We start from the raw sequence: 23,529 nt of genomic DNA on the forward strand, positions 1-23,529 counted from the left end.
TATCTAGAAATATCTTGAGACGTCCAAGTATTTTCTTTATTACTGGACTCTTATTAGAGAGTAAAACTAAGCCTGAGATAGGGCTTAAATATTAATATACGAGGGGAATTAAGATGAAAATTTTCTTTTTACTAGGTTGTATTGCAGCGGGGCTATCTGTTGCATTAGGGGCCTTTGGAGCACACGGTTTAGAAAATAAAATTTCTGCAAAAATGTTAGAAGTGTGGAAAACAGGCGTTACATATCAAATGTTTCATGCAGGTGGACTATTCGTAGTTGCTTTATTGATGGATAAGGTTCAATCATCACTTTAAACTACTGCTGGTTGGCTAATGGTAGCTGGAATTATTATGTTCTCAGGTAGTTTGTATGCATTAAGTACGACAGGTATTAAGTTCTTTGGTCCAATTACACCTCTTGGTGGTGTAGCGTTTATTGTGGCGTGGATTCTAGTAGGGACTGCAGTTGTAAAAGGATTATAAAAAAACAAAAGCTGGCATTTGCCAGCTTTTTTTATGGTCTTGGAGTATAAGTTGCTTGTTGACTAGGTAAATACGTAATTTCTTCTGGAAATTCTACGTAATCTAAGTAGATCATTAGTAGTAAATAGCGTTTTCCTGATTGCGGTTCACTAATAACGATATGGTCACGGCCAGCTGCTTCAATAATACCTGTATAAGATTGTGTGCCAAGGGAACTGCCACGTTCATAGGTCATTACAACCGTAGCTTGCTTACCTTTGTTTAAACGAAGGATATTTTCAATATAGGATTGCTCTAGAGGTAACATGCCTTGAGAAATTGCATATTGAGCTTGCGCAGCTTGAGCTGTTTGTTGTTGCATCGCTTGCTGCTGTTGTTGAGTCATTTGTTGCGGTTGTACATAAGTTCCAGATGGTTGATAAAAACCTGTTCCATAGTACGGATTTTGTTGCTGTGCCATTCAAAAATCCCTCCTCATTTTTATTCCTTAATATACGCTAGGGCAGTCTCCAGCAGATGGCTGGAAGAAGCAGTGCTTTTTAAAGCGACCAGAGTTTTGTTGGTTATACCAAGTTGGTGGACATGCACCTTCAGGTCTAAAGAACCATAAGGCAAAGTTGGCAGGCCAAAAACGTTGCCCTTGAATGGTCCGTCTCGCTAGGGCAATATCTTGTTCGCGTGCCCGTTGATAAAAATATCCTTTTTGCGTTGCTTCAAAACCGCCGGGGTTTTGATAAACCATTTGACGTAAATTACGAATGCTTTTAAAGTCTAAACAATTTCCGCGGACACGATTTACCCCAACGTTTCCGACCATTAACATTCCTTGTTGCCCTTCTCCTTCGGCTTCAGCACGCATCAGTCTAGCCAACAACTTTACATCTTCTTCGTTATAAGCAATAACGCCCATTATGTGTCACCTCTCTTTTTGTAATACCTTTTGGAAAGAGGTTTATCCCGCATTAACGGGCAGTGAGACTCCTGCCCTAAAATTTGGTTGAAGTAAAGAAATTAGATGGGAGATCAAACTGCCCGTAAACGCCCGATTAGTTCAACTAATAATCAGCGGGTGATTCCCCCACTGATTAAAGTTTCACTTTATCTCTAGATGAAGTGTGTAACAATTACTAGTTCATACGTATGAGGAAAAGGACTCAGATATGACAACCAAACGAAGTTTTACATTGAGAGTGGAAAATAAAAAAAGCTAGCGTGAGCCAGCTTTTTTATTAAAAAACTTTAGACCATAAGTTTGAGAAGAAATCACCAATAGAGCGCATTGTTAACACAAACCAATTTGCTTTTTCAACTTCCTCTGTCGTTTTTGCAGTAACTTTCATACTTTTACTACCGTCTAAGAAACCATATTTATCAGTTGATTCTAAAGTAATTGAGCCTACTTTGGTATCTTTCTTAATAGGAGCAACTAAATGTCCATCTTCAGAAAGAGATTTATCTAATTCAGTTCCAATTTTATAAGGCTCTTTGCTACCTTTTTTCGCAATTACTGTTATTTCTTTTTCGGGTGCAACAGTTACTTGGTCTTCTTTCCCTTTTACTACAGAGATTGTATTGTTTTTATTAACTTTTAGTTTTTGTTTTTCAAAGTTATTAAATCCATATTCGATTAATTCACGAGATTCCGTGAAACGTTCATCCATTGATTTTGTTTTAATAATAACCGAGATAAGACGTACATCACCCCGTTTAGCAGTAATGGTAAATCCGTATCCAGCTGTATCAGAACTTCCGGTTTTTAAACCATCAGTACCTTCATAAGCGAAAGCAGCTCCTGGTAACATCCAATTCCAGTTTTCCATACGAATTGGTTTTGGGTGATTGTCTGGGAAGTTTCTAAATCTTTGTTTTGTATCCTCTAGCATTTCTGGATACTTTGTAATCATTGCTTTTGAAAGCATACCCATATCACGAGCTGACATAGAGTTTTCTGCATTTGGATCAGTACCCTCAGGATGTTTTCCTTTTAAGTCAGCGTTATTTAAGCCAGTAGCGTTTACAAATTTATATTTCTTTAATCCTAGCTTTTTAGCATGTTCATTTGCAAGATTTAAGAAGTTTTTCTCACTTCCTGCAAGAAGTTCTGCTAAAGCAATACTAGATCCATTTGCAGAGAATATAACAATAGAATGATATAATTCTTTTACAGTATATTGACGTCCTTTTTCGAACGGTACATTAGAGAATTCATTATTACGAGAGACTTCATAAGCGTAATCAGAAATATTTACTTTCGTATCCCATGTGATTTTTCCTTCTTTAATTGCTTCTAAAACAGCGTAAACAACAATTAATTTTGACATACTAGCAATAGCTAGCAATTCATCTGGATTTTGCTCGTGAAGTATTTTTCCTGTATCTGCATCAAATAAAAGTGCAGCCGCCGCCTCAATATGTATTTTTTCTTCCGCATGGGATGTTGTTACTCCTAAGGAAGAAATTGACAATACAAGCAATAGTAAAATAGACAAGATTTTTTTCATATAGATTATCACCTTCGCATCGTTATTTAGCATATAGCTCGTATCATTTTAGCATATCTTTACATATAAAAAGGTTACAATTTTACAAGAAATTTGAAAAAATGTTGGTTTTTCTTCAAAAGTGCAGAAAAAAGGAGATTTTTGAGGATAAATATAGAGAAGAATAAAAAAAGGAACGAATTTCGTTCCTTTTCACCATTTATATGTGTAAAAATTTCTCTACTTTTTCGTCTTGTAAAATGTTTCCAACGAAGAATGTTCCAAATTCACCATAACGAGCACTTACTTCATCGAAGCGCATTTCGTATATAAGTTTCTTAAATTGAAGAACATCGTCAGCGAATAATGTTACGCCCCATTCGAAATCATCGAATCCAACAGATCCTGAAATCACTTGGCGTACTTTACCTGCGTATTGACGACCAATTTTACTATGGCTGTACATCATTTTTTTACGTTCTTCCATAGGAAGCATGTACCAGTTGTCATCACCTTGGCGACGCTTATCCATTGGATAGAAGCAAATATGATTTGCTTTCGGTAATTCAGGATATAAACGAGCTAAAATTTGCGGGTTTTGGTATGGATCCTCATCAGCTGGAAGGTAGTTGCTTAATTCAACAACAGATACGTAAGAATATGCAGGAACCATATATTCAGCTAAAGTTGTTTTATTCAATTCTGTCTCAATTTCATTTAACTCTTCCATTGTTGGACGTAAAATCATAAGCATAATATCAGCTTTTTGGCCAACAACTGTATACATTGCGTGACTACCTTTTTTCGCAGTAGCTACTTCGTTCCATTTTTCAACGACATTTAAAAATTCAGACACTGCTTGTCCGCGTTCGTCGCTAGATAATGTTTTCCATGCAGCCCAATCAATAGAACGTAAATCATGTAAACAATACCAGCCATCTAACGTTGTTGTTGCTTCACTCATTCTATTCACCTCAGTTAATGATAGTTTTACACGTTAACTATAGCATATATAGTTTTAAAATCATCTATATAAAACCTTGGCGCATAAAATTGTCACATTTAAGTGTTTAAGCAAGGTGAATTTAACGGCTGAATTTTATGAAAATATAATCATTTTTATTTTATCTATTTTTTGGGAGCTATAAGTTTAAAATATAGAAGAAAAGCAGTATTCTTAAAGATAGAGTTTTTTTAACATATGTAGGAGGGTTTATTCGTGAGCAACTTATTTACAACAGTAAAAGAAAAAGTTCAAGGAAAAGGCATTTCTATCGTACTTCCTGAAGGAACTGATGAAAGAATTTTAGGCGCTGCAGAGCGTTTAGCAAAAGAAGAGTTAGTAAAACCAATCTTAGTTGGTAATAAGGAAGAAATTAGCGCAAAAGCTGCTAGCATGAATTTAACATTAGCAGGCGTTGATATTTACGACCCAGCTACATACGAAGAAATGGATGCAATGGTAGCATCTTTCGTTGAACGCCGTAAAGGTAAAGCGACTGAAGAAGACGCTCGCAAAATCCTTAAAGACGAAAACTACTTCGGTACAATGCTTGTATACATGGGCAAAGCACACGGTTTAGTAAGTGGTGCAGCTCACTCTACAGCTGATACAGTTCGTCCAGCACTTCAAATTATTAAAACAAAACCAGGCGTTACAAAAACTTCTGGCGTATTCATCATGGTACGTGAAGAAGAGAAATATGTATTCGCTGATTGCGCAATTAACATTGCACCAAACAGCCAAGATTTAGCTGAAATCGGTATCGAAAGTGCGAAAACTGCTGAGTTATTCGGCATTGATCCACGTGTTGCTATGTTAAGCTTCTCTACAAAAGGTTCTGCGAAATCTCCAGAAACAGAAAAAGTTGTAGAAGCAACTCGCATTGCAAAAGAAATGGCTCCTGAGTTAACTTTAGATGGAGAATTCCAATTCGATGCTGCATTCGTACCATCTGTAGCTGAGAAAAAAGCTCCAGGTTCTACAATTAAAGGTGATGCTAACGTATTCGTATTCCCAAGCTTAGAAGCTGGCAATATCGGCTACAAAATCGCTCAACGTTTAGGTAACTTCGAAGCAGTAGGACCAATCTTACAAGGCTTAAACATGCCTGTAAATGATCTGTCTCGTGGATGTAACGAAGAAGAAGTGTACAAGTTAGCTTTAACTACAGCAGCTCAAGCACTTTAATTCTATAATGAATTGAAATAAAGACCGTCGCTATTATAGCGACGGTCTTTATTTTTCTAAGCCAAGTGCTTTATTATTACGATCAATAATACGTTGTAAATTCGTCTCATATAAAGGAATCTCGTCTATTGTTAATTGAGATGTTGTTAACTTTGGAGCGAATTGCTGCAATGTTTTTAAAAGACGCATCATTAAATCTTGTACTGTAATGGTTTCGCCAAGTAATTCTGAGAGTGAGGCCATCGTACTTGGTACAATTTCAGGGTACGTAAAGCGTGTTTCTTCCCCTTGAATTGCTAGGTTGTAGAAATCACGAACGAGTGCGGCACGCTCAGAGCCACTTCCGGTAGCACAGAGGTAAATTTGGACAGCGACACCCCCGCGAATACGACGTTGTGAAATACCAGCGAATTTTTGATCGCGAATACTTAAGTCATAACTACCAGGACAGTAAGAGCCAACAATTTCTTTTGCCTCGATAGTAACGTCGTAATCCTTTAACATCTCCTTAATCAAATGCCACATTGTATCGTATCCAAGATCGATATCGATACCTTTTTCTGTTTCTTGAAATAAAAGTGATACATTTAAAACACCTTCATCAAGCACGACCGCAAGCCCGCCAGAATTACGAACAATGACATTGAAGTTGTTTTGTTTTAAAAAAGAAATACCTTCTTCTAAATGCGGAAGGCGTGAATCTTGAATGCCAAGGACAATTGTATTGTGATGAACCCAAGAACGCATTGTTGCGGCTGACTTGCCATTTCCAATGCTTGTGCATAATGTGTCATCCATTGCGAATGACTGAAGTGCATGGAATGTTGGTCCTAAACTAGATTGATCTACAATGCGCCACTCTGGCTGAGATAAAATGGAACGGGAATTGCTCATATAACTAACCCCTTATCTTTAAAATGACAATCTCTATTATAGCAAAAAATGAAGAATGGAGTTTTCTCACATATAAAGGGGGAGCTTAGAGGTGAAATAATAAAAAGGATGCATTACATGCATCCTTCTTATTCTGCAATTTTTTCTAAATTACCGTTTCGGTCCATTCGGAAAGATGTTTGAGAACGTTCTTCGTCATCCATGACTGCCAATTTACGAGCACGGTTCATAATGTTCATAAGTGTTTCGTAATCTTCTTGTACAGTATGAGATTGCTTTTCTAATTTTTCTAGTTTCTTTTCTAGTTCCTCATTCCGAAGGATTTGTGCTTTAATTTCTTGTTTCAATCTCGTATTCTCGTTTTCAAGAGCTGTCACTTTTATATTTGAAGATCCGACTGTTTGTAAAAAATAAATAACATCTTGCATTGTCATAGAGCTTCTTGCAGCAGGAGCAGTAGATTCTTGATATGGAATAGCTTCTTTATATTGTACGATTGATTCTTCTTGTACTAATTCTTCATAATCAGTTATCGAATCTGAAGCTGGTGGTGTATAAAGTAAACGTTTTTTCGCTTGTTCACCGCTTGCAGCACGCATTTTATCTTTACGATGTTTTTTTGCTAGTTGAAGAGCTTGTTCATAGCTATAGCGAACAACGGCATTCCAGCGGAAACCACAAGCAGCAGATGTACGATTTAACTGATCCCCTACTTCCTCAAATGCATTTAATTGCGTACTTCCTTCTCTAACATGACGAAGTACCGTTTCAGCAAGTAATAAATCATCCTCATCTGTCCAAGCATCTTGTCTTACTTTCATAGATTCAACTCCCTTTCTTTTTATGAACTTCCTATTTTTATAATGGGCAAAAAAATAAACTTTTATACAAAGCTTTTAAAAATATGGTAGATTTCGATGAAAGGTAAAAATTTTCCCATGAATGGTGAGCGCTTCTGTAGGAGAGCATATAAATATGTAGCAATATGTAGAGAATAGGCTTTGTAGGGAAACTTGCAACGAGCTTCAAAGAGCGGTAAAATACCATTTAGTGTTTATTTTTAAATGTACTTGAGAAAAGTTTAAAATAGAGGAAGTGTTATATAATGGGAAACGAGTTTCGCGTGTGCGATGACTGTCAGGCAACGAACGTTAAAACGTTAGTTCCGAAGCTAAAAAAAGTAGATTCATGTGCAACGATTGAAGTTGGATGTCAGTCTTACTGTGGTCCTGGTCGTAAAAAATCATTCGCATTTGTAAATAACCGTCCAGTTGCGGCTCCAACAGAAGATGAGTTAATCGTGAAAATTGAAGCAAAGTTAAATAAGTAAGAAAAAGAAGAGTGAAAAGATTCCTCTTCTTTTTTTATGCCCATAAGAGGAATGGTTTATTCTGCGAAAGTAATCTTGTGTGGATGAACGTTTTCTAAAGGATGGACATAACTTTTGTATTAAAATTCCAGTTTATATAAATTTATATTTCAAAATAATGGTTGACAGTCTTTTAAAGCGATAGGTAGAATAGAAGTGTCTGATTCTGAGAATCATTATCAGGGAAATAACAATTCACCTAATTTTTTTATTACTATTTGAGAATAAATTTCATTTCAATAAATATATGTTGTTGGTTAGGATGGTTGAGGGATGGAAGCGAGCGCAAGCAGTATAGAACAGCAAGAAGAGAATGTTAAAGAGATTAAGAGCAGACCGCTCATCGCTTCTATTATTTTAGTAGCGGGTACAATTTTGTTAGCTTTAAGCATGGCAGTTTCTATTTCTTTTGGGGCTGCAGATATTAGTTTAAAGACTGTATGGCAAGCTGTATTTCAGTTTGATGGATCTATTACACATCATAACGTAATTCAAGAGCTTCGCATGCCTAGAGCAATAGGGGGCGTAGTTGCAGGTGCCTTTTTAGCGGTATCAGGAGCAATTATGCAAGGTATGACGCGAAATCCACTTGCTTCACCATCGTTAATGGGGATTACAGATGGAGCTGTATTTGGAATTGCAATTATGTATGCATTTTTCCCTAATTCACCTTATTTAATGTTTGTTATCGCATCTTTTATTGGAGCTGCGTTTGGTGCAAGCATTGTATATGGAATTGGATCTTCTTCACCAGGTGGATTAACACCTGTGAAATTAGCTTTAGCAGGTGCAGCTATTAGTGCTTTATTAGGGGCAATTTCATCTGGAATCGCATTGTATTTCAATCTTGCCCAAGAGGTGAGTATGTGGAATGCAGGCGGAGTCGCTGGAGTGAAATGGCAAAGTATTAATATGTTAGTGCCAATTGGCCTTGTTTGTCTTTTTATCGCAATTATGATGTCGAGATATATTACAATTTTGAGCTTCGGTGAAGAAATTGCAATTGGACTTGGTCAAAATACGACATTGATTAAATTTATCGGAACAGTACTTGTTCTTGTTTTAACGGGTTCCGCAGTTTCCATGGCAGGATCAGTTGGATTTGTTGGTCTTGTAATTCCGCATATGACTCGTTTCCTCGTAGGCTCGGACTATAGATGGGTTATTCCATGTTCTGCGGTCTTAGGTGGGCTGTTAATTGAATGTGCAGATATGTTATCTCGCGTTATTAACCCGCCATTTGAAACGCCAATTGGAGCAATTACAGCGCTAATTGGGGTTCCATTCTTCCTCTACTTAGCACGTAATGAAGGGAGAGGAAAGATGTGAGGACGAGTGTCTTAACAAAAAAGAACATTTCTATATTAACGATTTTAGTAGGACTAATCGTTTCTATATTTCTTATTAGTTTAAATACAGGAACTTTTAAAATCCCGCCAATGGACGTATTAAAGTCATTGGTTGGACTAGGGGCTGAAGATCAGTCTGTTATTTTATTTGAATTCCGTATGCCGCGTATGGTAATTGCTATACTAGTCGGATCTGCTTTAGCTATGTCAGGCGCGATTTTGCAAGGTTTATCACGAAATCCGCTTGCTGATCCAGGTATTATAGGTATTAATGCTGGAGCGGGATTAACAGTTGTTATATTCGTCTACTTCTTCTTCGGAAAAGTAGGGACTGGTACATTTTTATCTGTATTCATTCTTCCATTCTTCGCACTAGTTGGAGCGATATTAGCAGCGGTAATTATTTATTTACTAGCATGGAAAGACGGCGTTTCATCGACTCGATTAATACTAGTCGGTATTGCCGTTGCAGCTGGATTTGGAGCTGTTAGTTTAATTTTCTCTATGAAGATGACATCTAACGATTTTCGTTTTGCTACGATTTGGCTGGCGGGAAGTCTATGGGGGACAGATTGGAAATTCGTATTAAGTGTACTTCCATGGATGGTTATTTTCTTACCACTTGCTATAAGTAAAGCACACATATTAAATGTAATGAACCTAGGCGATTCTACAGCAGTTGGCCTTGGTGTAAACGTAGAAAAAGAAAGACGTAAATTATTATTTATTGCAGTTTGTTTAGCAGGTGCATCTGTTGCTGTTGCCGGCGGAATTGGCTTTATCGGTTTAATGGCCCCGCATTTAGCAAGACGCCTTGTTGGTGGTAAACATCAAATTATGTTGCCCACAGCTGCGCTAATAGGAACGTTTTTACTTTTATTCGCAGACGTAATTTCAAGAAGTGTACTAACAACTTCAGAAATACCAGTCGGTCTTGTTATTTCTGTAATTGGTGCACCGTATTTCATTTATTTACTTATGAGGACAAAATAAAGGGAGGCTTTTCGTATGGCAACTTTAGCGGTGGATGCGGTATCTGTTGGCTATAATGAAGGTTTAATTATTGATGGGTTAACAGTTGAAATTCCGGAAGGGAAAATTACAACAATTATTGGACCAAATGGTTGTGGGAAGTCCACATTATTAAAAACGGCGTCTCGTATTTTGAAGGCAAAGCAAGGTACTGTTTATCTTGACGGAAAAGCAATTGAGAAACAGCCAACGAAAGAAATTGCAAAGAAAATGGCGATTTTACCACAAACTGCAGAAGTGCCAACGGGTCTTACTGTATTTGAGCTTGTGTCATATGGAAGATTCCCTCATCAAAAAGGGTTTGGCACGTTGAAAGAAGAGGATTATCGCTACATTAACTGGGCACTTGAAGTGACAGGAATGAAAGAATTTGCGAATCGTCCAGCAGAAGCGCTATCAGGCGGTCAACGTCAACGTGTTTGGATTGCAATGGCTCTTGCACAAGGAACAGAATTACTTGTATTGGATGAACCAACGACGTACTTAGATATGGCTCATCAATTAGAAGTATTAAACTTATTGAAAAAGTTAAATGAAGAAGAAGGTAGAACGATTGTTATGGTTATCCATGACTTAAATCACGCTTCTCGTTTCTCAGATCATATGATTGCATTAAAAGCAGGTAAGTTAATGAAACAAGGAACGCCAGATGAAGTTATGACAAGTGAAACACTTCGTAACGTATTTGAGATTGAAGCTCAAATCGTTCCATGTCCAGTAAACTGTAAGCCAATTTGTTTAACATATGATTTAGCGATGATTAGTAATCAATTGCGTAAAAAAGCATAAGTAGAACCCCCTCGTGAAGAGGGGGACTTCTAATGGACGTTGAGCTTCTTATATAAGAATGGGAAGTTGAACGCCCGTTAGAATGGGTTATTAACAACAATTAATAAACATATATTAATTAATTGTTATCTTTGTTTCTTATAGTTCGTTGTAACTTATAAGATAAATACAGCTAGAAGGAGTGGGAACATGAAGAATTTTAAAATGGCACTATTAGCAATGGTACTAGTTGTGACTTCTGTACTATTTGCAGCTTGTTCTAACAAAGAAGAAGAAAAGAAAGCAGATGCAAAGACTGAAGAGCGCACTGTAAAACATGCAAAAGGGGAAATTAAAATTCCTGCAAACCCAAAGAAAATTGCTGACCTTAGTGGTTCAACAGAAGAATTATTAATTTTCGGTATGAAACCGGTTATTACTGCTAATACATCTCAAGAAAAAATTGATGCACATATTGAAAAGAAACTAAAAGACGTTAAACCAGTTGGTTCTGCTTGGGGCGATAAAATTAACATCGAAGCAGTAGCTGCTGCAAAACCAGATTTAATTCTTGTAAATAATCGTCAAGAAAAGATTTATGATCAATTATCTAAAATTGCACCAACAGTTATGTTAAATACTCCATTAGATCAATGGCGTCCAAAATTTGAAGAAGTAGGTCAAATCTTCGGTAAAGAAAAAGAAACAAAAGAATGGTTCAAAAAGTATGATGAAAAAGCAAGCAAATTACATGACAAAATCGTTGCTAAAACTGGTGAAGCAACATTTATGAAAATGGCTGCATATCCAAATGCTTTCCGCGTATACGGTGACTACGGTTACGGTAGCGTAATCTTTAATGATTTAAAACTACCAGCAGTTAAAGGTACACCAACTGATAAACCGTTAGTACAAGTACAAAAAGAAGCTTTAATCGATTACAACCCAGATTACTTATTCGTGTTTACAACTGGTGACGGTTCTCAGCGCTTGAAAGAATTCCAAGAAGAATCAATTTGGAAAAACATGAACGCTGTTAAAAACAACCACGTATTTACAATTAAAAATGAAGACTTAAACAAAGGTTACTTCCCACTTGGGAAAGATATGATCTTAGACGAAGTTGCTGAATTCGTTTTAGGTAAATAATGTATAAAGGAAATCACTTTTACTTCGGTAAAGGTGATTTTTTCTTTTTATAAAGGGAATTAATACAGTCTTTCATTTCTTTCTGTTTCTCATTTCGTTTATAATATAAAGTAAGAATGTAGTAAAGAAAGGGGGATGTCGGAAAGTGGTATATTTAAACGACAAACTCAGCGAAACAAAAGTGTTTAAAGACCCAGTACATAAATATGTGCACGTGCGTGATCGTGTTATTTGGGATTTAATCGGAACGAAAGAATTTCAACGCTTGCGCCGTATTAAGCAGCTTGGAACGACATTTTTTACATTTCACGGTGCAGAGCATAGTCGCTTTACTCATTCGTTAGGTGTATACGAAATTATTCGTCGTATGATTGATGATGTGTTTGATGGCAGACCAAATTGGAATGCTGAAGATAGATTGTTATGTTTATGTGCGGCATTACTTCATGATGTCGGCCACGGCCCATTTTCTCACTCGTTTGAAAAAGTATTTTCATTAGATCATGAGAAATTTACGCAAAAGATTATCGTTGGCGATACGGAGATTAATGATGTATTAAGTCGTGTTGATAAGGAGTTTCCACAAAAGGTAGCAGATGTAATTGCAAAAACGTCTACTAATAAATTAGCGATTAGTATGATTTCGAGTCAAATTGATGCGGATCGTATGGATTATTTATTAAGAGATGCTTATTTTACAGGCGTAAAGTACGGAAACTTCGATATGGAACGTATACTGCGTGTAATGCGTCCGTATGGGAATCAAGTAGTCATTAAAAATAGTGGTATGCATGCTGTTGAGCATTACATTATGAGTCGTTATCAAATGTATTGGCAAGTATATTTCCACCCGGTAACGCGAAGTGCAGAAGTTATTTTAACGAAGATTTTACACCGTGCGAAATCACTGCACGAGAAGTATTATACATTTAAAAATCATCCTGTTCATTTCTATTCTTTATTTGAAGAAGAAGTAACAGTAGAGGATTATTTAAAGTTAGACGAGAACGTTATGTATTACTACTTCCAAGTATGGCAGGAAGAAGAAGATCCAATTTTAAGCGATTTATGCCGCCGTTTTATGAATCGAAATCTATTTAAATATGTAGAGTTTACAGATAAACACGGTTTAGATAATTGGATGGAATTAAGTAGTTTATTTAAAAAGATTGGACTTGATCCGGAGTATTATTTAGTAGTTGATTCAACATCAGACTTACCGTATGACTTTTATCGTGCAGGAGAAGAAGAAGAGCGTCTACCAATCCTACTTCTTATGCCAAACGGAGAGCTTAGAGAGCTTTCACGTGAGTCGGATATTGTTGAGGCGATTACAGGTAAGAAAAGAACGGATCAAAAGCTATTCTATCCACATGATTTAATCTATGAAGATGGAAGAAAAGGAAAATATAAAGAGAGAATTATTGAGTTGTTAGAAGGAAAGAAATAAGAAGCAGCTAATGGCTGCTTCTTATGAAAAAACTTGAAATTATTTGTCGCTTAAGCGTTTTCCGCCAACTGCATAATGGTTTTTAGACATTTCTTCGATGAAAACAACGATGTTTTCTTCAGGAGCACCAGTTGTTTCGCTTACTGCTGCTGTTACTTTCTCAGCAAAAGCTTTCTTTTGTTCTTCTGTGCGTCCTTCTAGCATTTTCACTGTTACGTATGGCATGTACAATCGCTCCTTTTATGTAAGTTACACTCTTATTATAGCGGATTATGGGGAAGAACAATCGAAAAAACAAATAATTTCTTTTTTGACATATGGAAGAGGAGATGAAGTATGGATCAGTTATTTAGATATCCATTGCACGAAATTCCGTTAGTAGCAATGGCAATTATTATTGCACTATCCGTTCATGAATTTGCACATGCATATGTTGCATATAAATTTGGGGACGATACAGCAAAGAGACAAGGGCGTTTAACGTTATCACCGATGGCCCATTTAGACCCTATCGGTTTGATTGCAGTATTAATTCTTGGATTCGGTTGGGCAAGACCAGTTCCTGTTAACCCATATAACTTTAAAAGACCGCGTCTGGCAGGTATATTAGTTTCAATTGCAGGGCCGATTAGTAACTTAATTTTAAGTGCAATTGGTTTAATTATTTGGTATAGCTTATTAAAATTTGGTGTATTATACTCAATTCCATCTGCAGTGGCAGATACGTTAGCTCAATTTTTCCAGATTTTTATTATGCTGAATATCGTTTTACTTGTATTTAACTTATTACCAATCCCGCCACTTGATGGATATCGAGTTGTGGAAGATTTAGTGCCAGCAAATATTCGCGCGAAAATGACACAGTATGAAAAATACGGGGCAATTGCGTTATTAATTCTCGTTATTACACCGCTTAGTAATTATACAATTCAACCTATTTTTCAGGTAGTTATTCCGCATGTATTTGTATTTTTAGATAGCATCATTGCGCCTATTTTTGGCCTTTTATAATTTTTAAGTGAGGAGGATTTTACATATGACAGAGAAAAAGAAAAAAATCGGTTTTAATATCGTGAAAAATGATTCAACAGATGGACATGGTGGATTTGGTGTTGGGGCATTAAGCTTAGAAAACATTTCACCTGTATTTGTTGATGTACTAGAGAAGACTGCATTCGTTGATATCGGTGCGATGCATGCGCGTAGTACAGTAGAAAAAGGTATTAAGTTTTTAACAAATAAAGATGAAGTTCCAAATGGAAAACCATTTTGGCTTGTATGGGTAACAATTGAAAGAACTGCGACAGGTGCGTATTACGCAGGTGTAACAGCTTGTGAAATGACAGTTGACCGTGAGATTCGCCGCGGATATAAATCACTTCCAGAACACGTAAATAAAATGGATAAATCATTGAAGCGTCACATTATGGTTGACCATATGGATGAATCATCTAAAAAGGTACTTGGTACGTTCTTGAAAGAACATAATGAAGCGATTTGGAACGAATCTAGTGAAGAATTGCGCCGTGCATTATTAAGTGAATAAAAAATAGCTGACGGGTGCCCGTCAGCTATTTTTTTTACCAAGGAAGATATTTGTTCCACCAACTTGTTTTTTTCTTTTCTTCAGTCGTTTTTTCAAATTCTTCTTTATCATCGACGTGATCCATACAATATTCAGTCGGTTCGGTACCTTTAGCGAAATACATTTTCACAGAAATAGGACAATTTTTTGTAGCAATTTTACCGTTCTCTGGATTGATATTAACCGCTACGACGTCACTTGGTTGTTTAAATTCTTTTTTAGGCTGTCCATCTAAGCCTTTCTCCATCGTATCAGTCCATATTTTCTTCGCATATCCTTGTTCTGCTACGTTTGAAATAGATTTAGGTTGATCATATCCGACCCATACACCTGTTACGATTTGCGGAGTAAATCCGATCATCCAACTATCCGTTTCAGTAGAACCAGATTTGCCGGCATATGTTCTTGATAATTTTGATAACATCGATTGGCCAGTTACAGCAGCATAACTGCTTAGTTTCTTATTAAACATACCAGTCATCATTTCTTCCATTACAAACGCTTTGCTCTTGTCGAGAACTTGTTTACTCTCTAAATGAGCATCGTATAATATATTTCCTTCATGATCCATAATGCGGCGAATGAAAGTAGGTTTTACTTCTTTTCCACCGTTTGCGAACATGCTATAAGCGTTAACCATTTCAATTGGTTTTACTGGTGATGTACCGAGAGCTAGAGAAGGTACATCTTTTAATGCACTTGTAATTCCAAATTGTTTCGCTGTTTTTGCAAGCGCGTCATCTCCTAAAAACAAATTCGTTTTCACAGCATATATGTTATCAGAGACTGCGAGAGCTTGTGCCATCGTTACGAAATCATCGGCATAATAATCTTTATAGTTCTTCGGTTTATACTTTGAAACGCCGTCACCTAAGGTGAATACAGTATATTCGCTTTTTAAGCGCGTAGCAGGCGTGAATCCTCGTTCTAATGCCGCATAATATAGAAATGGCTTAAATGTAGAACCAGGCTGACGAATGGCCTGTGTAGCCCTGTTAAATTGACTTGTAGTATAATCGGTTCCGCCAACAAGAGCAGCCACTTCACCTGTCGTTGGATTCATAGAGACGAGAGCAGTTTGTATGTTTGTTGTGTCAGGTATATGATCCTTTACAGCTTGTTCTGCTACAGCTTGTAGTTTAGGGTCTAGCGTTGTATAAATTCGTAAGCCACCTCGTTGTAAAGCTTGTTCGTCTAATCCGACATCACGAAGAAGCGAAGCTTGTACAGCATCTTGGAAATATGGTGCGACCTCTGCTACTTTTTTCGTATCTAATGAGGCAAAAGTTAGTGTTTCTTTCTTCGCTAAGGCTGCTTGTTGCTTCGTAATATATCCTTGCTTTACCATTTCATCTAATATGAGAGCTTGTCGTCCTTTAGCACGATCCTCTTTCAAAAAGGGAGAATAGACACTTGGCCCTTTCGGGATACCTGCCAGCATACTAGCTTCTGCTAATGTTAACTCTTTTGCCGTTTTATCGAAATATAGACGGGACGCAGCTTCGATGCCATAAGCGCCATGTCCGTAATAAATTGTATTTAAATATCCTTCTAAAATATGATTTTTATTATAGTTTACTTCAAGGCGGATAGTGTACATTGCCTCTAACAATTTTCGTTTCCACGTTTTATCATGATCTAAATACAGATTACGCGCGTATTGTTGTGTAATTGTACTAGCTCCTTGTACCTTTGCCATCGCTTTTAAATCAGCAACAATTGCACCTGCAATCCGTTTCAAATCGAAGCCGTGATGTTTATAAAATCTTTGATCTTCAATAGAAAGGGTCGCTTCTTTTACATAAGGTGAAATTTCATTAAGAGAGACATTGTAACGTTTTTGAATTTCGTTACTTTGTCCAATAACAGTATCATCGTTTGCGTAAAAGACGCTTGTTTGCGGGACCGCAACAGGAGGAGGTCCCATAATTTTTGCAACTATAATAATAACAAAAAAAGAAAAAACGAAGAAAAGGACGCACGAAAACATTGCGGTGAAGAAAAGACGTTTATATTTTTTAAGTTTTGGATTCATAGTTTGATCCATCTTTTTTCAGCCCCTCATTAATACAAGCGTTATTGTATTAGTATTGAGGGTTTTCGTTTATTTTAAACAATGAAATTTCGAAAATAAAAAAGCCCTTTCCATTAAGAAAGGAGCTCAAAGGCACGTGCTGGCCAATCGGTAATGATGACATCTACACCATAATCAATCATAGTTTGTAAATCTTTGTATTCATTAATTGTATATGGACGGAAAACATATCCTTGCTCTTGTGCTAACTGCACAAATTCTTTCGTTAATAACTGGAAGTTTGGATGTAATCCACTTGCTTCTCTATGTTTTGCTTCGGAAATTGGATCAGCAAGTGGTGTATCATATAAAATTGCTCTTGGGATTTCAGGAGCAATTTCTGCTAATAATGAAACAGAGTCATGGTTAAATGATGAAAATACAATTTGATTAGAAAGATGATATTCACGCACAAGTGCAACAGCTTTTTCCTCAATATTTGGGTAATGAATAACATCTGTCTTTAATTCAATATTTAGTTGTAAGTTCGTTGTGGAAAGCCAAATGAAAACCTCACGCAACGTTGGGATTTTTGCTTCATGGAAAGAAGGGTCTTTATAGCTACCAGCGTCCAATAATTGTAGTTCCTCTACCGTTTTTTCAGAAACAGGTCCAACGCCATTTGTTGTACGATCGACGGTTTCATCGTGAATTACGACAAGTTCACCATCTTTTGATAAGTGGACATCGAGTTCAATTCCGTGAGCACCAATGCGTTCTGCTTCTTGGAAGGCAATTATCGTATTTTCGGGATGTGTTCCTTTTACTCCGCGGTGAGCGAAAATAAGTGGTTTACTCATGTGAAATTCTCCTTATTATCTCTTTTCTTTTATTATGAAACTGCTTTAGGGAAAATACAATTGAATATGACAAACATTTACAAAAGTCTAACAGTTGCAGAAAAGTTAACGTTAACGTAAAATATAATAATCAAGTGAAGGGAGGAATAAACATGTATAAAATTGATGAAGTAACAAAGCAAGTCGGTTTAACAAAACGTACACTTCGTTATTATGAGGAAATTGGTTTAATTCATCCCCCAGAACGTAGTGAGGGAAATATCCGTCTGTATACGGATGAGGATATTGCCAGAATTAAAAGAATTGTAGAAGCGAAAGAAGTGCTAGGAATCACACTTCAAGAAATGCAGCATTTCTTATCACTAAAAGAAAGAATGGAGCAAAGAAGAAATAGCGAAAACCCTCGTGATCGTGAAGTGATTCAAGAAATTAAAGATATGCTTGAAAAACAAGTGCAAACGTTAGACGAAAAAATGGAGCAAATGCAACGTGTAAAGGCAGAACTAGAAGATAGTTTACATCGTGCAGTAACATTTTTAGAGAGCACAAAAGGAGAGTAATCAAAATGGAGAGCAAACAAAAACTAGGGAGATTGATTACAGTGGTGGCTACCTTCCTTGCCTTTTCGGGTATAGGAGTAGTCGACCCAATTTTGCCGATTATTGCAGAGAAAATTGGTGCATCGCATTGGCAAGTTGAAATGTTATTTACCGCTTATATTTTAACGATGGCAATTATGATGTTACCAGCTGGTATATTTGCATCGAGATTTGGTGATAAACGGATGATGACAATCGGTCTTGCGATTGTGACTGTATTTGCGTTTATATGTGGTATGTCGCAAACGATTGCTCAATTATCTCTTTTCCGCGCTGGATGGGGATTAGGGAATGCGATGTTCTTCGCGACGGCGATGACTTTATTGATTGCATTAAGTAAAGAAGTTCATGAAGCAGTAGGATTATACGAAGCAGCTATCGGCTTAGGTATGGCTGGCGGACCGTTATTAGGCGGGATATTAGGTGGTCATTCTTGGCGTTATCCGTTTTTCGCGACGAGTATTTTAATTTTCTTAGCATTTATTTTAGTATTCTTTTTTGTAAAAGAACCAGAACGAAAAGTGAAGCGTAAGGCTGCTGGCGTAGGGGAATTACTTAACCTGGTGAAGTATAAACCATTTATGCAAGGTGCCATTTCAGGGATGCTATACTACTACGGATTTTTTGTCGTGTTAGCATATTCACCACTTATTATGCATTTATCAGCTATTCAATTAGGCTTTGTATTTTGCGGATGGGGACTCGCGTTAGCTTACGGTTCTGCAATTTTAGCACATAAGCTAGAAGGGAAATATGAACCAAAAACATTATTGAAGGGTAGTTTACTCGTATTTGCGATTTTCTTAATTGCACTATTCTTTGTGAAAATTATGTGGTTACAAATTACTCTTATCGTTTTATCAGGGTTGGCATCTGGCTTAAACAATGCATTATATACAAGTTATGTAATGGATATTTCACCTTATGAAAGATCTGTTACGTCAGGTGTTTATAACTTTGTTCGTTGGTTAGGTGGTGCGATTGCTCCGATTTTATCAGGAATTATCGGTCATACTGTTTCACCACAAAGTCCGTTTTTAGTAGGTGGAATTGTTGTGTTAGTTGGTTGTATTATGATCCTAATTCCAATTCGTAAACCATTAGAAATAGAGACAAAAACCCTTTCTTAAGAAAGGGTTTTCTTTCCTTTTACGTTGCAAACCCTTTCCACACATATGTTAGAACCCTCTGACTAAAATATATTTTCGGTATTTTTGTACTTTTAACTATACATTTTGGATGTTTTGTTTTATTTTTGTTAGGGGACATTAATGATGTCCCTATTATAAATTTGCATTGAAAGGCGTGATTGTACGATGGAACTATGGTTCACTGAGAAACAAACAAAACATTTTGGGATTACGGCGCGTATTAACCGCACATTACATACGGAGCAAACAGAATTCCAAAAACTTGATATGGTCGAAACGGAAGAGTTCGGAAACATGCTTATTTTAGATGGCATGGTTATGACAACAGAAAAGGACGAGTTCGTTTATCACGAAATGGTAGCACACGTACCTTTATTTACACATCCAAACCCTGAAAACGTATTAGTTGTTGGTGGCGGTGATGGTGGTGTTATTCGTGAAGTGTTAAAACACCCAAGTGTAAAGAAAGCAACTCTTGTTGAAATCGATGGAAAAGTAATTGAGTACTCTAAACAATACTTACCATCAATTGCAGGCGCATTAGATAATGAGCGTGTAGAAGTAAAAGTAGGAGACGGTTTCCTACATATCGCAGAAAGCGAAAATGAATACGATGTAATTATGGTAGATTCTACTGAGCCAGTAGGACCAGCAGTAAACCTATTTACAAAAGGCTTCTACGCTGGAATTTCAAAAGCGTTAAAAGAAGATGGTATTTTCGTTGCACAAACGGACAACCCTTGGTTTACACCAGAACTAATTACAACTGTGTTTAAAGACGTAAAAGAGATCTTCCCAATCACTCGTTTATACACAGCAAACATTCCAACTTACCCAAGTGGTCTTTGGACGTTCACAATTGGATCTAAAAAACATGATCCATTAGAAGTAAGTGAAGAGCGTTTTCACGAAATCGAAACGAAATACTACACAAAAGAATTACACAATGCAGCATTCGCATTACCGAAATTTGTTGGCGATTTAATTAAGTAAGAGAATTGTATCAAACAAATAAAGTGTAAGTAGCTCATTTAAGGTGTTTGTCCAGAAGACTTGAACATGCTAGCTACTTACACTTCTGTAGAGAAAATCGTCTTCTTGTTGTTAAAAAGAAGACCCGGTAAATCGAGAAAGAGGAGCAATTCGCTCCAAATTTGAGAAATAGTGAAAGGTTGGGATACCTTAAGTTCCACATAAGGAGGAAAAGAATATGCGTTTTGATGAAGCTTATTCAGGTAAAGTATTTATTAAAAGTCATCCAAGTTTTGAAGAGTCAAAGGTAGTTATTTATGGGATGCCTATGGATTGGACAGTAAGTTACCGTCCGGGATCTCGTTTTGGCCCTGCACGTATTCGTGAAGTATCAATCGGTCTTGAAGAATATAGCCCGTATTTAGATCGTGAACTAGAAGAGGTAAAATATTTTGATGCGGGTGATATCCCATTACCATTCGGAAACGCACAACGCAGCTTAGACATGATTGAAGAGTATGTATCAAAACTTTTAGATGCCGATAAGTTTCCACTAGGTCTCGGCGGTGAGCACCTAGTGTCTTGGCCAATTTTTAAGGCAATGGCAAAAAAATATCCGGATTTAGCAATCATCCACATGGATGCTCATACTGATTTACGTGAATCGTATGAAGGGGAGCCTTTATCCCACTCTACACCAATTCGTAAAGTGTGTGATTTAATTGGTCCGGAAAACGTATATTCTTTCGGAATTCGTTCTGGAATGAAGGAAGAATTTGAATGGGCGAAAGAAGTAGGTATGAACTTATACAAATTTGACGTATTAGAACCGTTAAAAGAAGTATTACCGAAACTTGCTGGCCGCCCAGTCTATGTCACAATCGACATTGATGTATTAGACCCAGCTCACGCTCCAGGAACAGGAACGTTAGAAGCTGGTGGTATCACATCTAAAGAATTATTAGATTCCATCGTAGCAATTGCAAATTCAAATATAAATGTAGTTGGAGCAGACTTGGTAGAAGTAGCTCCAGTCTACGACCATAGTGATCAAACACCAGTCGCAGCAAGCAAATTCGTGCGGGAAATGCTGCTCGGTTGGGTGAAGTAAAAGCGGAATCGGCTCGCCCAGAATGTGAGGGGGATGGAGCTTCAGACATAGAGGCGTTTTTTGCCTCGAAGGAAGAAGCGAAGCCACCGATCATTCTAGCCGCTGCAGCTAGATAAAATAAAAGTGAAGCCGACTGTTTAGGCCCAGTGGCTAAGGTTCTTTCCTGCAAAAGGCGCTTTTTGCCTCGAAGGAAGAAGCGAAGCCACCGATTATTCTAGCCGCTGCAGCTAGATAAAGTAAGAGCCCTCTATATGATTAGAGGGCTCTTATTTTGTCGTTAGGTGCCGGTAAGTCGATATATTAAAAAAATCGCTGATATAATTCGAGTTGCGCCGATATATTAAAAAAACCGCCGATATAATTTCATTTGCCGTTACGCGATACAAAAAAGAGCTATTCCTAAACGATGGGAATAGCTCTTTTTCTTATGCAACCTTCTCTTCCGAAGTAACTCCGCGAATTTCATCAGCAGAGCGGATCGGATATTTACGGAACACAATAGATCCGATGTATCCGACAATAGTGGTAACGATTCCACATAATATAGCAGCAATTGTTACTTTTACAACGTCATTAAATCCGAATAAGACAAGAAGTCCTGGGATTGGTGATGCTGTTCCTGGTGCATTATTAACGAGCTGGAACAGAGAGGTAATAATACCAGCAAGTGCACCGCCAACGAAGTTTGTCGCATAAATTGCAATCGGATTTGCTGAAACAACATCGGCTTGTGTTAAAGGCTCGATTGCTACAGCAATTGTATCTTTCTTTGAACAAATTTTTAAGCGTTTAAAGAAAATAAAGTTCATTGGGGCTGAAGCTGCTACAGCCAGACTACCAATTGCCATTGGTAAACCTGTTAATCCAAGCATTGCAGTTAGTGCCATAGAACTCAGTGGAGAGGTAGAAATAACTGTTATTAATCCACCAAGCATAATACCCATAATGATAGGACTTTCTGTAGTTGCAACTGAAATCATAGAACCGATTTTACCAAGTGTGGCGTTAACGAGCGGATCCATAAGCATTGCCATTCCGCGTGAGATTGGTGCAGCGATAAATAGGATTGCTAAAAATTCCACACCAGCTGGTAATTTCTTTTCGAGAAATTTCACGACGAAGGCACAAACGTATCCAGCGAAAAATCCTGGTAAAATACCGAATCCACTAGTAGCGATACCAATTAAAACAGCATATACGGGGGAAACACCGATTGCTAATGCGACTAAAATCGCTGCTGCGACACCGCTCATACTACCGGAAGCTTCTCCTACTGATTGTAAAAAGTCATTATGAAACATTTCTCCACCTATATAACGGTGAAATGCTTCAATAAGAAAACTTGCAATTGCTGCATTAGCTAAAGCACCCATCGCCTTCATTCCGTAAGGCGCACGGTAACTGAAAAGTGTAAATAGACAAAGTACAACAAGTAATAGTGCTAAACCTTGCAAGATAGCCATTTGAAAACTGTCTCCTTTGATTTTTGTAATAAAAATTCGTATCATTCAATAATAATATAAAAGTGTATGAAACGGAAAAATTTTTTCTTGGGAACTGGCTGTAAGAAAAAATCCCTTACAATAATGTAAGGAAAGTGTAAGACTTTTAGATAGAGTATAGTATGCTCTTTTCCGTATAATACAAGTATAGATATAATACTAGCGAGAAAGAAGTGCAAACAGGAGGTTCATGTATGAAATTGGTAATTAAAGTTTTAGCTGTATTCGCCATTATTCTAGGTGGAACAGCGTATTATTTGAACACAAAAACAGAAGGTGTACATGCTTTTGTAGACAACTTCTTTTCAAATAAAGAAATACAAGATTATTATGCGGTTATAGATAAAGGTGAGAAAAAAGACGGAGAATACTTGTATACTTTTAAAGGGTATACAGAAGATGGAAAGTTACAGGTTATTAAAAGAATGATGAACCGTGAATTGCATACGGGGGCGTTTATAAAAATTTATGCAAAAGGTATGCAAGGAAAAGGATGGGCTGAAATCCCGAAAGAATCCATTCCGCAAAAAGCGTTGGAAAAAATAGAAAAACCATAAAAGGAGCGACTCAT

General features: G+C 37.1%; 24 protein-coding genes and 1 pseudogene. 15 read left to right on the plus strand and 10 right to left on the minus strand.

Features of this window, described 5'->3' with window-relative positions; genetic code table 11:
• Positions 1–113 precede the first annotated feature (113 nt).
• Positions 114–482: pseudogene (locus MR168_RS04340) on the plus strand (DUF423 domain-containing protein).
• Between the two features lie 31 nt (positions 483–513).
• Here the strand turns inward: MR168_RS04340 and gerQ are convergent.
• From gerQ to hemQ, 4 genes are all read right to left on the minus strand, one after another.
• A complete protein-coding gene (gene gerQ / locus MR168_RS04345) occupies positions 514–942 on the minus strand; it encodes a spore coat protein GerQ (protein ID WP_000068652.1) in 429 nt (142 codons plus the stop codon).
• 27 nt (positions 943–969) lie between these two features.
• Positions 970–1,392 carry a cell wall hydrolase CwlJ gene (gene cwlJ / locus MR168_RS04350; protein WP_000538167.1) on the minus strand — a complete coding sequence of 141 codons (423 nt, stop codon included), beginning with the start codon at positions 1,390–1,392 and terminating at the stop codon, positions 970–972.
• A 319-nt stretch (positions 1,393–1,711) separates the two neighbouring features.
• Positions 1,712–2,983, minus strand: coding sequence for a serine hydrolase (locus MR168_RS04355; protein ID WP_000722870.1), 1,272 nt, complete (start codon positions 2,981–2,983; stop codon positions 1,712–1,714).
• A gap of 199 nt (positions 2,984–3,182) precedes the next feature.
• A complete protein-coding gene (hemQ, locus tag MR168_RS04360) occupies positions 3,183–3,926 on the minus strand; it encodes a hydrogen peroxide-dependent heme synthase (protein WP_001287598.1) in 744 nt (247 codons plus the stop codon).
• Between the two features lie 255 nt (positions 3,927–4,181).
• Here hemQ and pta point away from each other — a divergent pair, with 255 nt between their 5' ends.
• The gene (gene pta / locus MR168_RS04365; RefSeq protein ID WP_086412183.1) at positions 4,182–5,153 is read left to right on the plus strand and encodes a phosphate acetyltransferase; all 972 of its coding nucleotides are present in this window, start codon (positions 4,182–4,184) and stop codon (positions 5,151–5,153) included.
• Positions 5,154–5,201: 48 nt separating this feature from the next.
• On the opposite strand, the gene lipL is transcribed toward pta, so the two are convergent.
• Both lipL and MR168_RS04375 read right to left on the minus strand, forming a co-directional pair.
• Positions 5,202–6,047, minus strand: coding sequence for an octanoyl-[GcvH]:protein N-octanoyltransferase (lipL, locus tag MR168_RS04370; RefSeq protein WP_000071951.1), 846 nt, complete (start codon positions 6,045–6,047; stop codon positions 5,202–5,204).
• Between the two features lie 128 nt (positions 6,048–6,175).
• Positions 6,176–6,868: an RsfA family transcriptional regulator gene (locus MR168_RS04375; protein ID WP_000868358.1), complete on the minus strand. Its 693-nt coding sequence runs from the start codon at positions 6,866–6,868 to the stop codon at positions 6,176–6,178.
• A gap of 284 nt (positions 6,869–7,152) precedes the next feature.
• On the opposite strand from MR168_RS04375, the gene MR168_RS04380 reads away from it, so the two are divergent.
• The 6 genes from MR168_RS04380 (at position 7,153) to MR168_RS04405 (ending at position 13,164) form a co-directional block, all read left to right on the plus strand.
• The gene (locus MR168_RS04380; RefSeq protein WP_000526079.1) at positions 7,153–7,377 is read left to right on the plus strand and encodes a YuzB family protein; all 225 of its coding nucleotides are present in this window, start codon (positions 7,153–7,155) and stop codon (positions 7,375–7,377) included.
• 312 nt (positions 7,378–7,689) lie between these two features.
• Positions 7,690–8,745, plus strand: coding sequence for a FecCD family ABC transporter permease (locus MR168_RS04385; RefSeq protein ID WP_000388294.1), 1,056 nt, complete (start codon positions 7,690–7,692; stop codon positions 8,743–8,745).
• Entirely contained in the window at positions 8,742–9,758 is a 1,017-nt protein-coding gene (locus MR168_RS04390) for a FecCD family ABC transporter permease (protein ID WP_001260757.1), read from the plus strand. The genes MR168_RS04385 and MR168_RS04390 overlap by 4 nt, the downstream gene beginning before the upstream one ends.
• A 15-nt stretch (positions 9,759–9,773) precedes the next feature.
• Positions 9,774–10,586 carry an ABC transporter ATP-binding protein gene (locus MR168_RS04395; RefSeq protein WP_000212068.1) on the plus strand — a complete coding sequence of 271 codons (813 nt, stop codon included), beginning with the start codon at positions 9,774–9,776 and terminating at the stop codon, positions 10,584–10,586.
• 189 nt (positions 10,587–10,775) lie between these two features.
• On the plus strand, positions 10,776–11,714 hold the full coding sequence (locus tag MR168_RS04400; RefSeq protein ID WP_000787724.1) for an ABC transporter substrate-binding protein: 939 nt from the start codon (positions 10,776–10,778) through the stop codon (positions 11,712–11,714).
• A 145-nt stretch (positions 11,715–11,859) separates the two neighbouring features.
• Positions 11,860–13,164 carry an HD domain-containing protein gene (locus MR168_RS04405; protein ID WP_000262730.1) on the plus strand — a complete coding sequence of 435 codons (1,305 nt, stop codon included), beginning with the start codon at positions 11,860–11,862 and terminating at the stop codon, positions 13,162–13,164.
• Positions 13,165–13,203: 39 nt separating this feature from the next.
• On the opposite strand, the gene MR168_RS04410 is transcribed toward MR168_RS04405, so the two are convergent.
• Positions 13,204–13,389, minus strand: a complete 186-nt coding sequence (locus MR168_RS04410) for a 2-hydroxymuconate tautomerase (protein ID WP_086412182.1) — start codon at positions 13,387–13,389, stop codon at positions 13,204–13,206.
• Between the two features lie 111 nt (positions 13,390–13,500).
• Between MR168_RS04410 and MR168_RS04415 the strand changes: the two genes are divergently transcribed.
• Both MR168_RS04415 and MR168_RS04420 read left to right on the plus strand, forming a co-directional pair.
• Positions 13,501–14,175 carry a site-2 protease family protein gene (locus MR168_RS04415; RefSeq protein WP_000372446.1) on the plus strand — a complete coding sequence of 225 codons (675 nt, stop codon included), beginning with the start codon at positions 13,501–13,503 and terminating at the stop codon, positions 14,173–14,175.
• Positions 14,176–14,200: 25 nt separating this feature from the next.
• Positions 14,201–14,710, plus strand: coding sequence for a YwhD family protein (locus MR168_RS04420; RefSeq protein WP_000136678.1), 510 nt, complete (start codon positions 14,201–14,203; stop codon positions 14,708–14,710).
• 34 nt (positions 14,711–14,744) lie between these two features.
• Here MR168_RS04420 and MR168_RS04425 read toward each other — a convergent pair whose 3' ends face one another.
• Positions 14,745–16,796: a transglycosylase domain-containing protein gene (locus MR168_RS04425; protein WP_000372950.1), complete on the minus strand. Its 2,052-nt coding sequence runs from the start codon at positions 16,794–16,796 to the stop codon at positions 14,745–14,747.
• Between the two features lie 101 nt (positions 16,797–16,897).
• Positions 16,898–17,623 carry a glycerophosphodiester phosphodiesterase gene (locus tag MR168_RS04430; protein WP_086412181.1) on the minus strand — a complete coding sequence of 242 codons (726 nt, stop codon included), beginning with the start codon at positions 17,621–17,623 and terminating at the stop codon, positions 16,898–16,900.
• A gap of 152 nt (positions 17,624–17,775) precedes the next feature.
• Here MR168_RS04430 and MR168_RS04435 point away from each other — a divergent pair, with 152 nt between their 5' ends.
• The 4 genes from MR168_RS04435 to speB all read left to right on the plus strand — a co-directional run bounded on the left by MR168_RS04435 (position 17,776) and on the right by speB (position 21,456).
• Positions 17,776–18,183, plus strand: a complete 408-nt coding sequence (locus tag MR168_RS04435; RefSeq protein WP_000276560.1) for a MerR family transcriptional regulator — start codon at positions 17,776–17,778, stop codon at positions 18,181–18,183.
• A 5-nt stretch (positions 18,184–18,188) separates the two neighbouring features.
• Complete coding sequence (locus tag MR168_RS04440; protein WP_000444227.1) at positions 18,189–19,352, plus strand: MFS transporter; 1,164 nt, start codon at positions 18,189–18,191, stop codon at positions 19,350–19,352.
• A 186-nt stretch (positions 19,353–19,538) separates the two neighbouring features.
• The gene (gene speE, locus MR168_RS04445; RefSeq protein ID WP_000424696.1) at positions 19,539–20,366 is read left to right on the plus strand and encodes a polyamine aminopropyltransferase; all 828 of its coding nucleotides are present in this window, start codon (positions 19,539–19,541) and stop codon (positions 20,364–20,366) included.
• Positions 20,367–20,583: 217 nt separating this feature from the next.
• The gene (gene speB, locus MR168_RS04450; protein WP_001209831.1) at positions 20,584–21,456 is read left to right on the plus strand and encodes an agmatinase; all 873 of its coding nucleotides are present in this window, start codon (positions 20,584–20,586) and stop codon (positions 21,454–21,456) included.
• Positions 21,457–21,881: 425 nt separating this feature from the next.
• Here the strand turns inward: speB and MR168_RS04455 are convergent, their stop codons facing one another.
• Positions 21,882–22,919 (minus strand): PTS sugar transporter subunit IIC, encoded by a 1,038-nt coding sequence (locus tag MR168_RS04455; protein ID WP_242291198.1) that lies wholly within the window; start codon positions 22,917–22,919, stop codon positions 21,882–21,884.
• 233 nt (positions 22,920–23,152) lie between these two features.
• Here MR168_RS04455 and MR168_RS04460 point away from each other — a divergent pair, with 233 nt between their 5' ends.
• On the plus strand, positions 23,153–23,515 hold the full coding sequence (locus tag MR168_RS04460) for a YxeA family protein (RefSeq protein WP_000779921.1): 363 nt from the start codon (positions 23,153–23,155) through the stop codon (positions 23,513–23,515).
• Positions 23,516–23,529 lie beyond the last annotated feature (14 nt).

The sequence above is a fragment of the Bacillus cereus group sp. BfR-BA-01356 genome (genome assembly GCF_022663635.1).
Classification (GTDB): Bacteria; Bacillota; Bacilli; order Bacillales; family Bacillaceae_G; genus Bacillus_A; species Bacillus_A cereus.

Coding starts and splice junctions, on each gene's coding strand:
- gerQ (WP_000068652.1), bottom strand. CDS start 942: ATGGCACAGCAACAAAATCCGTACTATGGAACAGGTTTTTATCAACCA.
- MR168_RS04455 (WP_242291198.1), bottom strand. CDS start 22,919: ATGGCTATCTTGCAAGGTTTAGCACTATTACTTGTTGTACTTTGTCTA.
- hemQ (WP_001287598.1), bottom strand. CDS start 3,926: ATGAGTGAAGCAACAACAACGTTAGATGGCTGGTATTGTTTACATGAT.
- MR168_RS04395 (WP_000212068.1), top strand. CDS start 9,774: ATGGCAACTTTAGCGGTGGATGCGGTATCTGTTGGCTATAATGAAGGT.
- MR168_RS04385 (WP_000388294.1), top strand. CDS start 7,690: ATGGAAGCGAGCGCAAGCAGTATAGAACAGCAAGAAGAGAATGTTAAA.
- cwlJ (WP_000538167.1), bottom strand. CDS start 1,392: ATGGGCGTTATTGCTTATAACGAAGAAGATGTAAAGTTGTTGGCTAGA.
- speB (WP_001209831.1), top strand. CDS start 20,584: ATGCGTTTTGATGAAGCTTATTCAGGTAAAGTATTTATTAAAAGTCAT.
- MR168_RS04440 (WP_000444227.1), top strand. CDS start 18,189: ATGGAGAGCAAACAAAAACTAGGGAGATTGATTACAGTGGTGGCTACC.
- MR168_RS04415 (WP_000372446.1), top strand. CDS start 13,501: ATGGATCAGTTATTTAGATATCCATTGCACGAAATTCCGTTAGTAGCA.
- speE (WP_000424696.1), top strand. CDS start 19,539: ATGGAACTATGGTTCACTGAGAAACAAACAAAACATTTTGGGATTACG.
- MR168_RS04380 (WP_000526079.1), top strand. CDS start 7,153: ATGGGAAACGAGTTTCGCGTGTGCGATGACTGTCAGGCAACGAACGTT.
- MR168_RS04410 (WP_086412182.1), bottom strand. CDS start 13,389: ATGCCATACGTAACAGTGAAAATGCTAGAAGGACGCACAGAAGAACAA.
- lipL (WP_000071951.1), bottom strand. CDS start 6,047: ATGAGCAATTCCCGTTCCATTTTATCTCAGCCAGAGTGGCGCATTGTA.
- MR168_RS04375 (WP_000868358.1), bottom strand. CDS start 6,868: ATGAAAGTAAGACAAGATGCTTGGACAGATGAGGATGATTTATTACTT.
- MR168_RS04435 (WP_000276560.1), top strand. CDS start 17,776: ATGTATAAAATTGATGAAGTAACAAAGCAAGTCGGTTTAACAAAACGT.
- MR168_RS04425 (WP_000372950.1), bottom strand. CDS start 16,796: ATGGATCAAACTATGAATCCAAAACTTAAAAAATATAAACGTCTTTTC.
- MR168_RS04355 (WP_000722870.1), bottom strand. CDS start 2,983: ATGAAAAAAATCTTGTCTATTTTACTATTGCTTGTATTGTCAATTTCT.
- MR168_RS04400 (WP_000787724.1), top strand. CDS start 10,776: ATGAAGAATTTTAAAATGGCACTATTAGCAATGGTACTAGTTGTGACT.
- MR168_RS04460 (WP_000779921.1), top strand. CDS start 23,153: ATGAAATTGGTAATTAAAGTTTTAGCTGTATTCGCCATTATTCTAGGT.
- MR168_RS04430 (WP_086412181.1), bottom strand. CDS start 17,623: ATGAGTAAACCACTTATTTTCGCTCACCGCGGAGTAAAAGGAACACAT.
- MR168_RS04420 (WP_000136678.1), top strand. CDS start 14,201: ATGACAGAGAAAAAGAAAAAAATCGGTTTTAATATCGTGAAAAATGAT.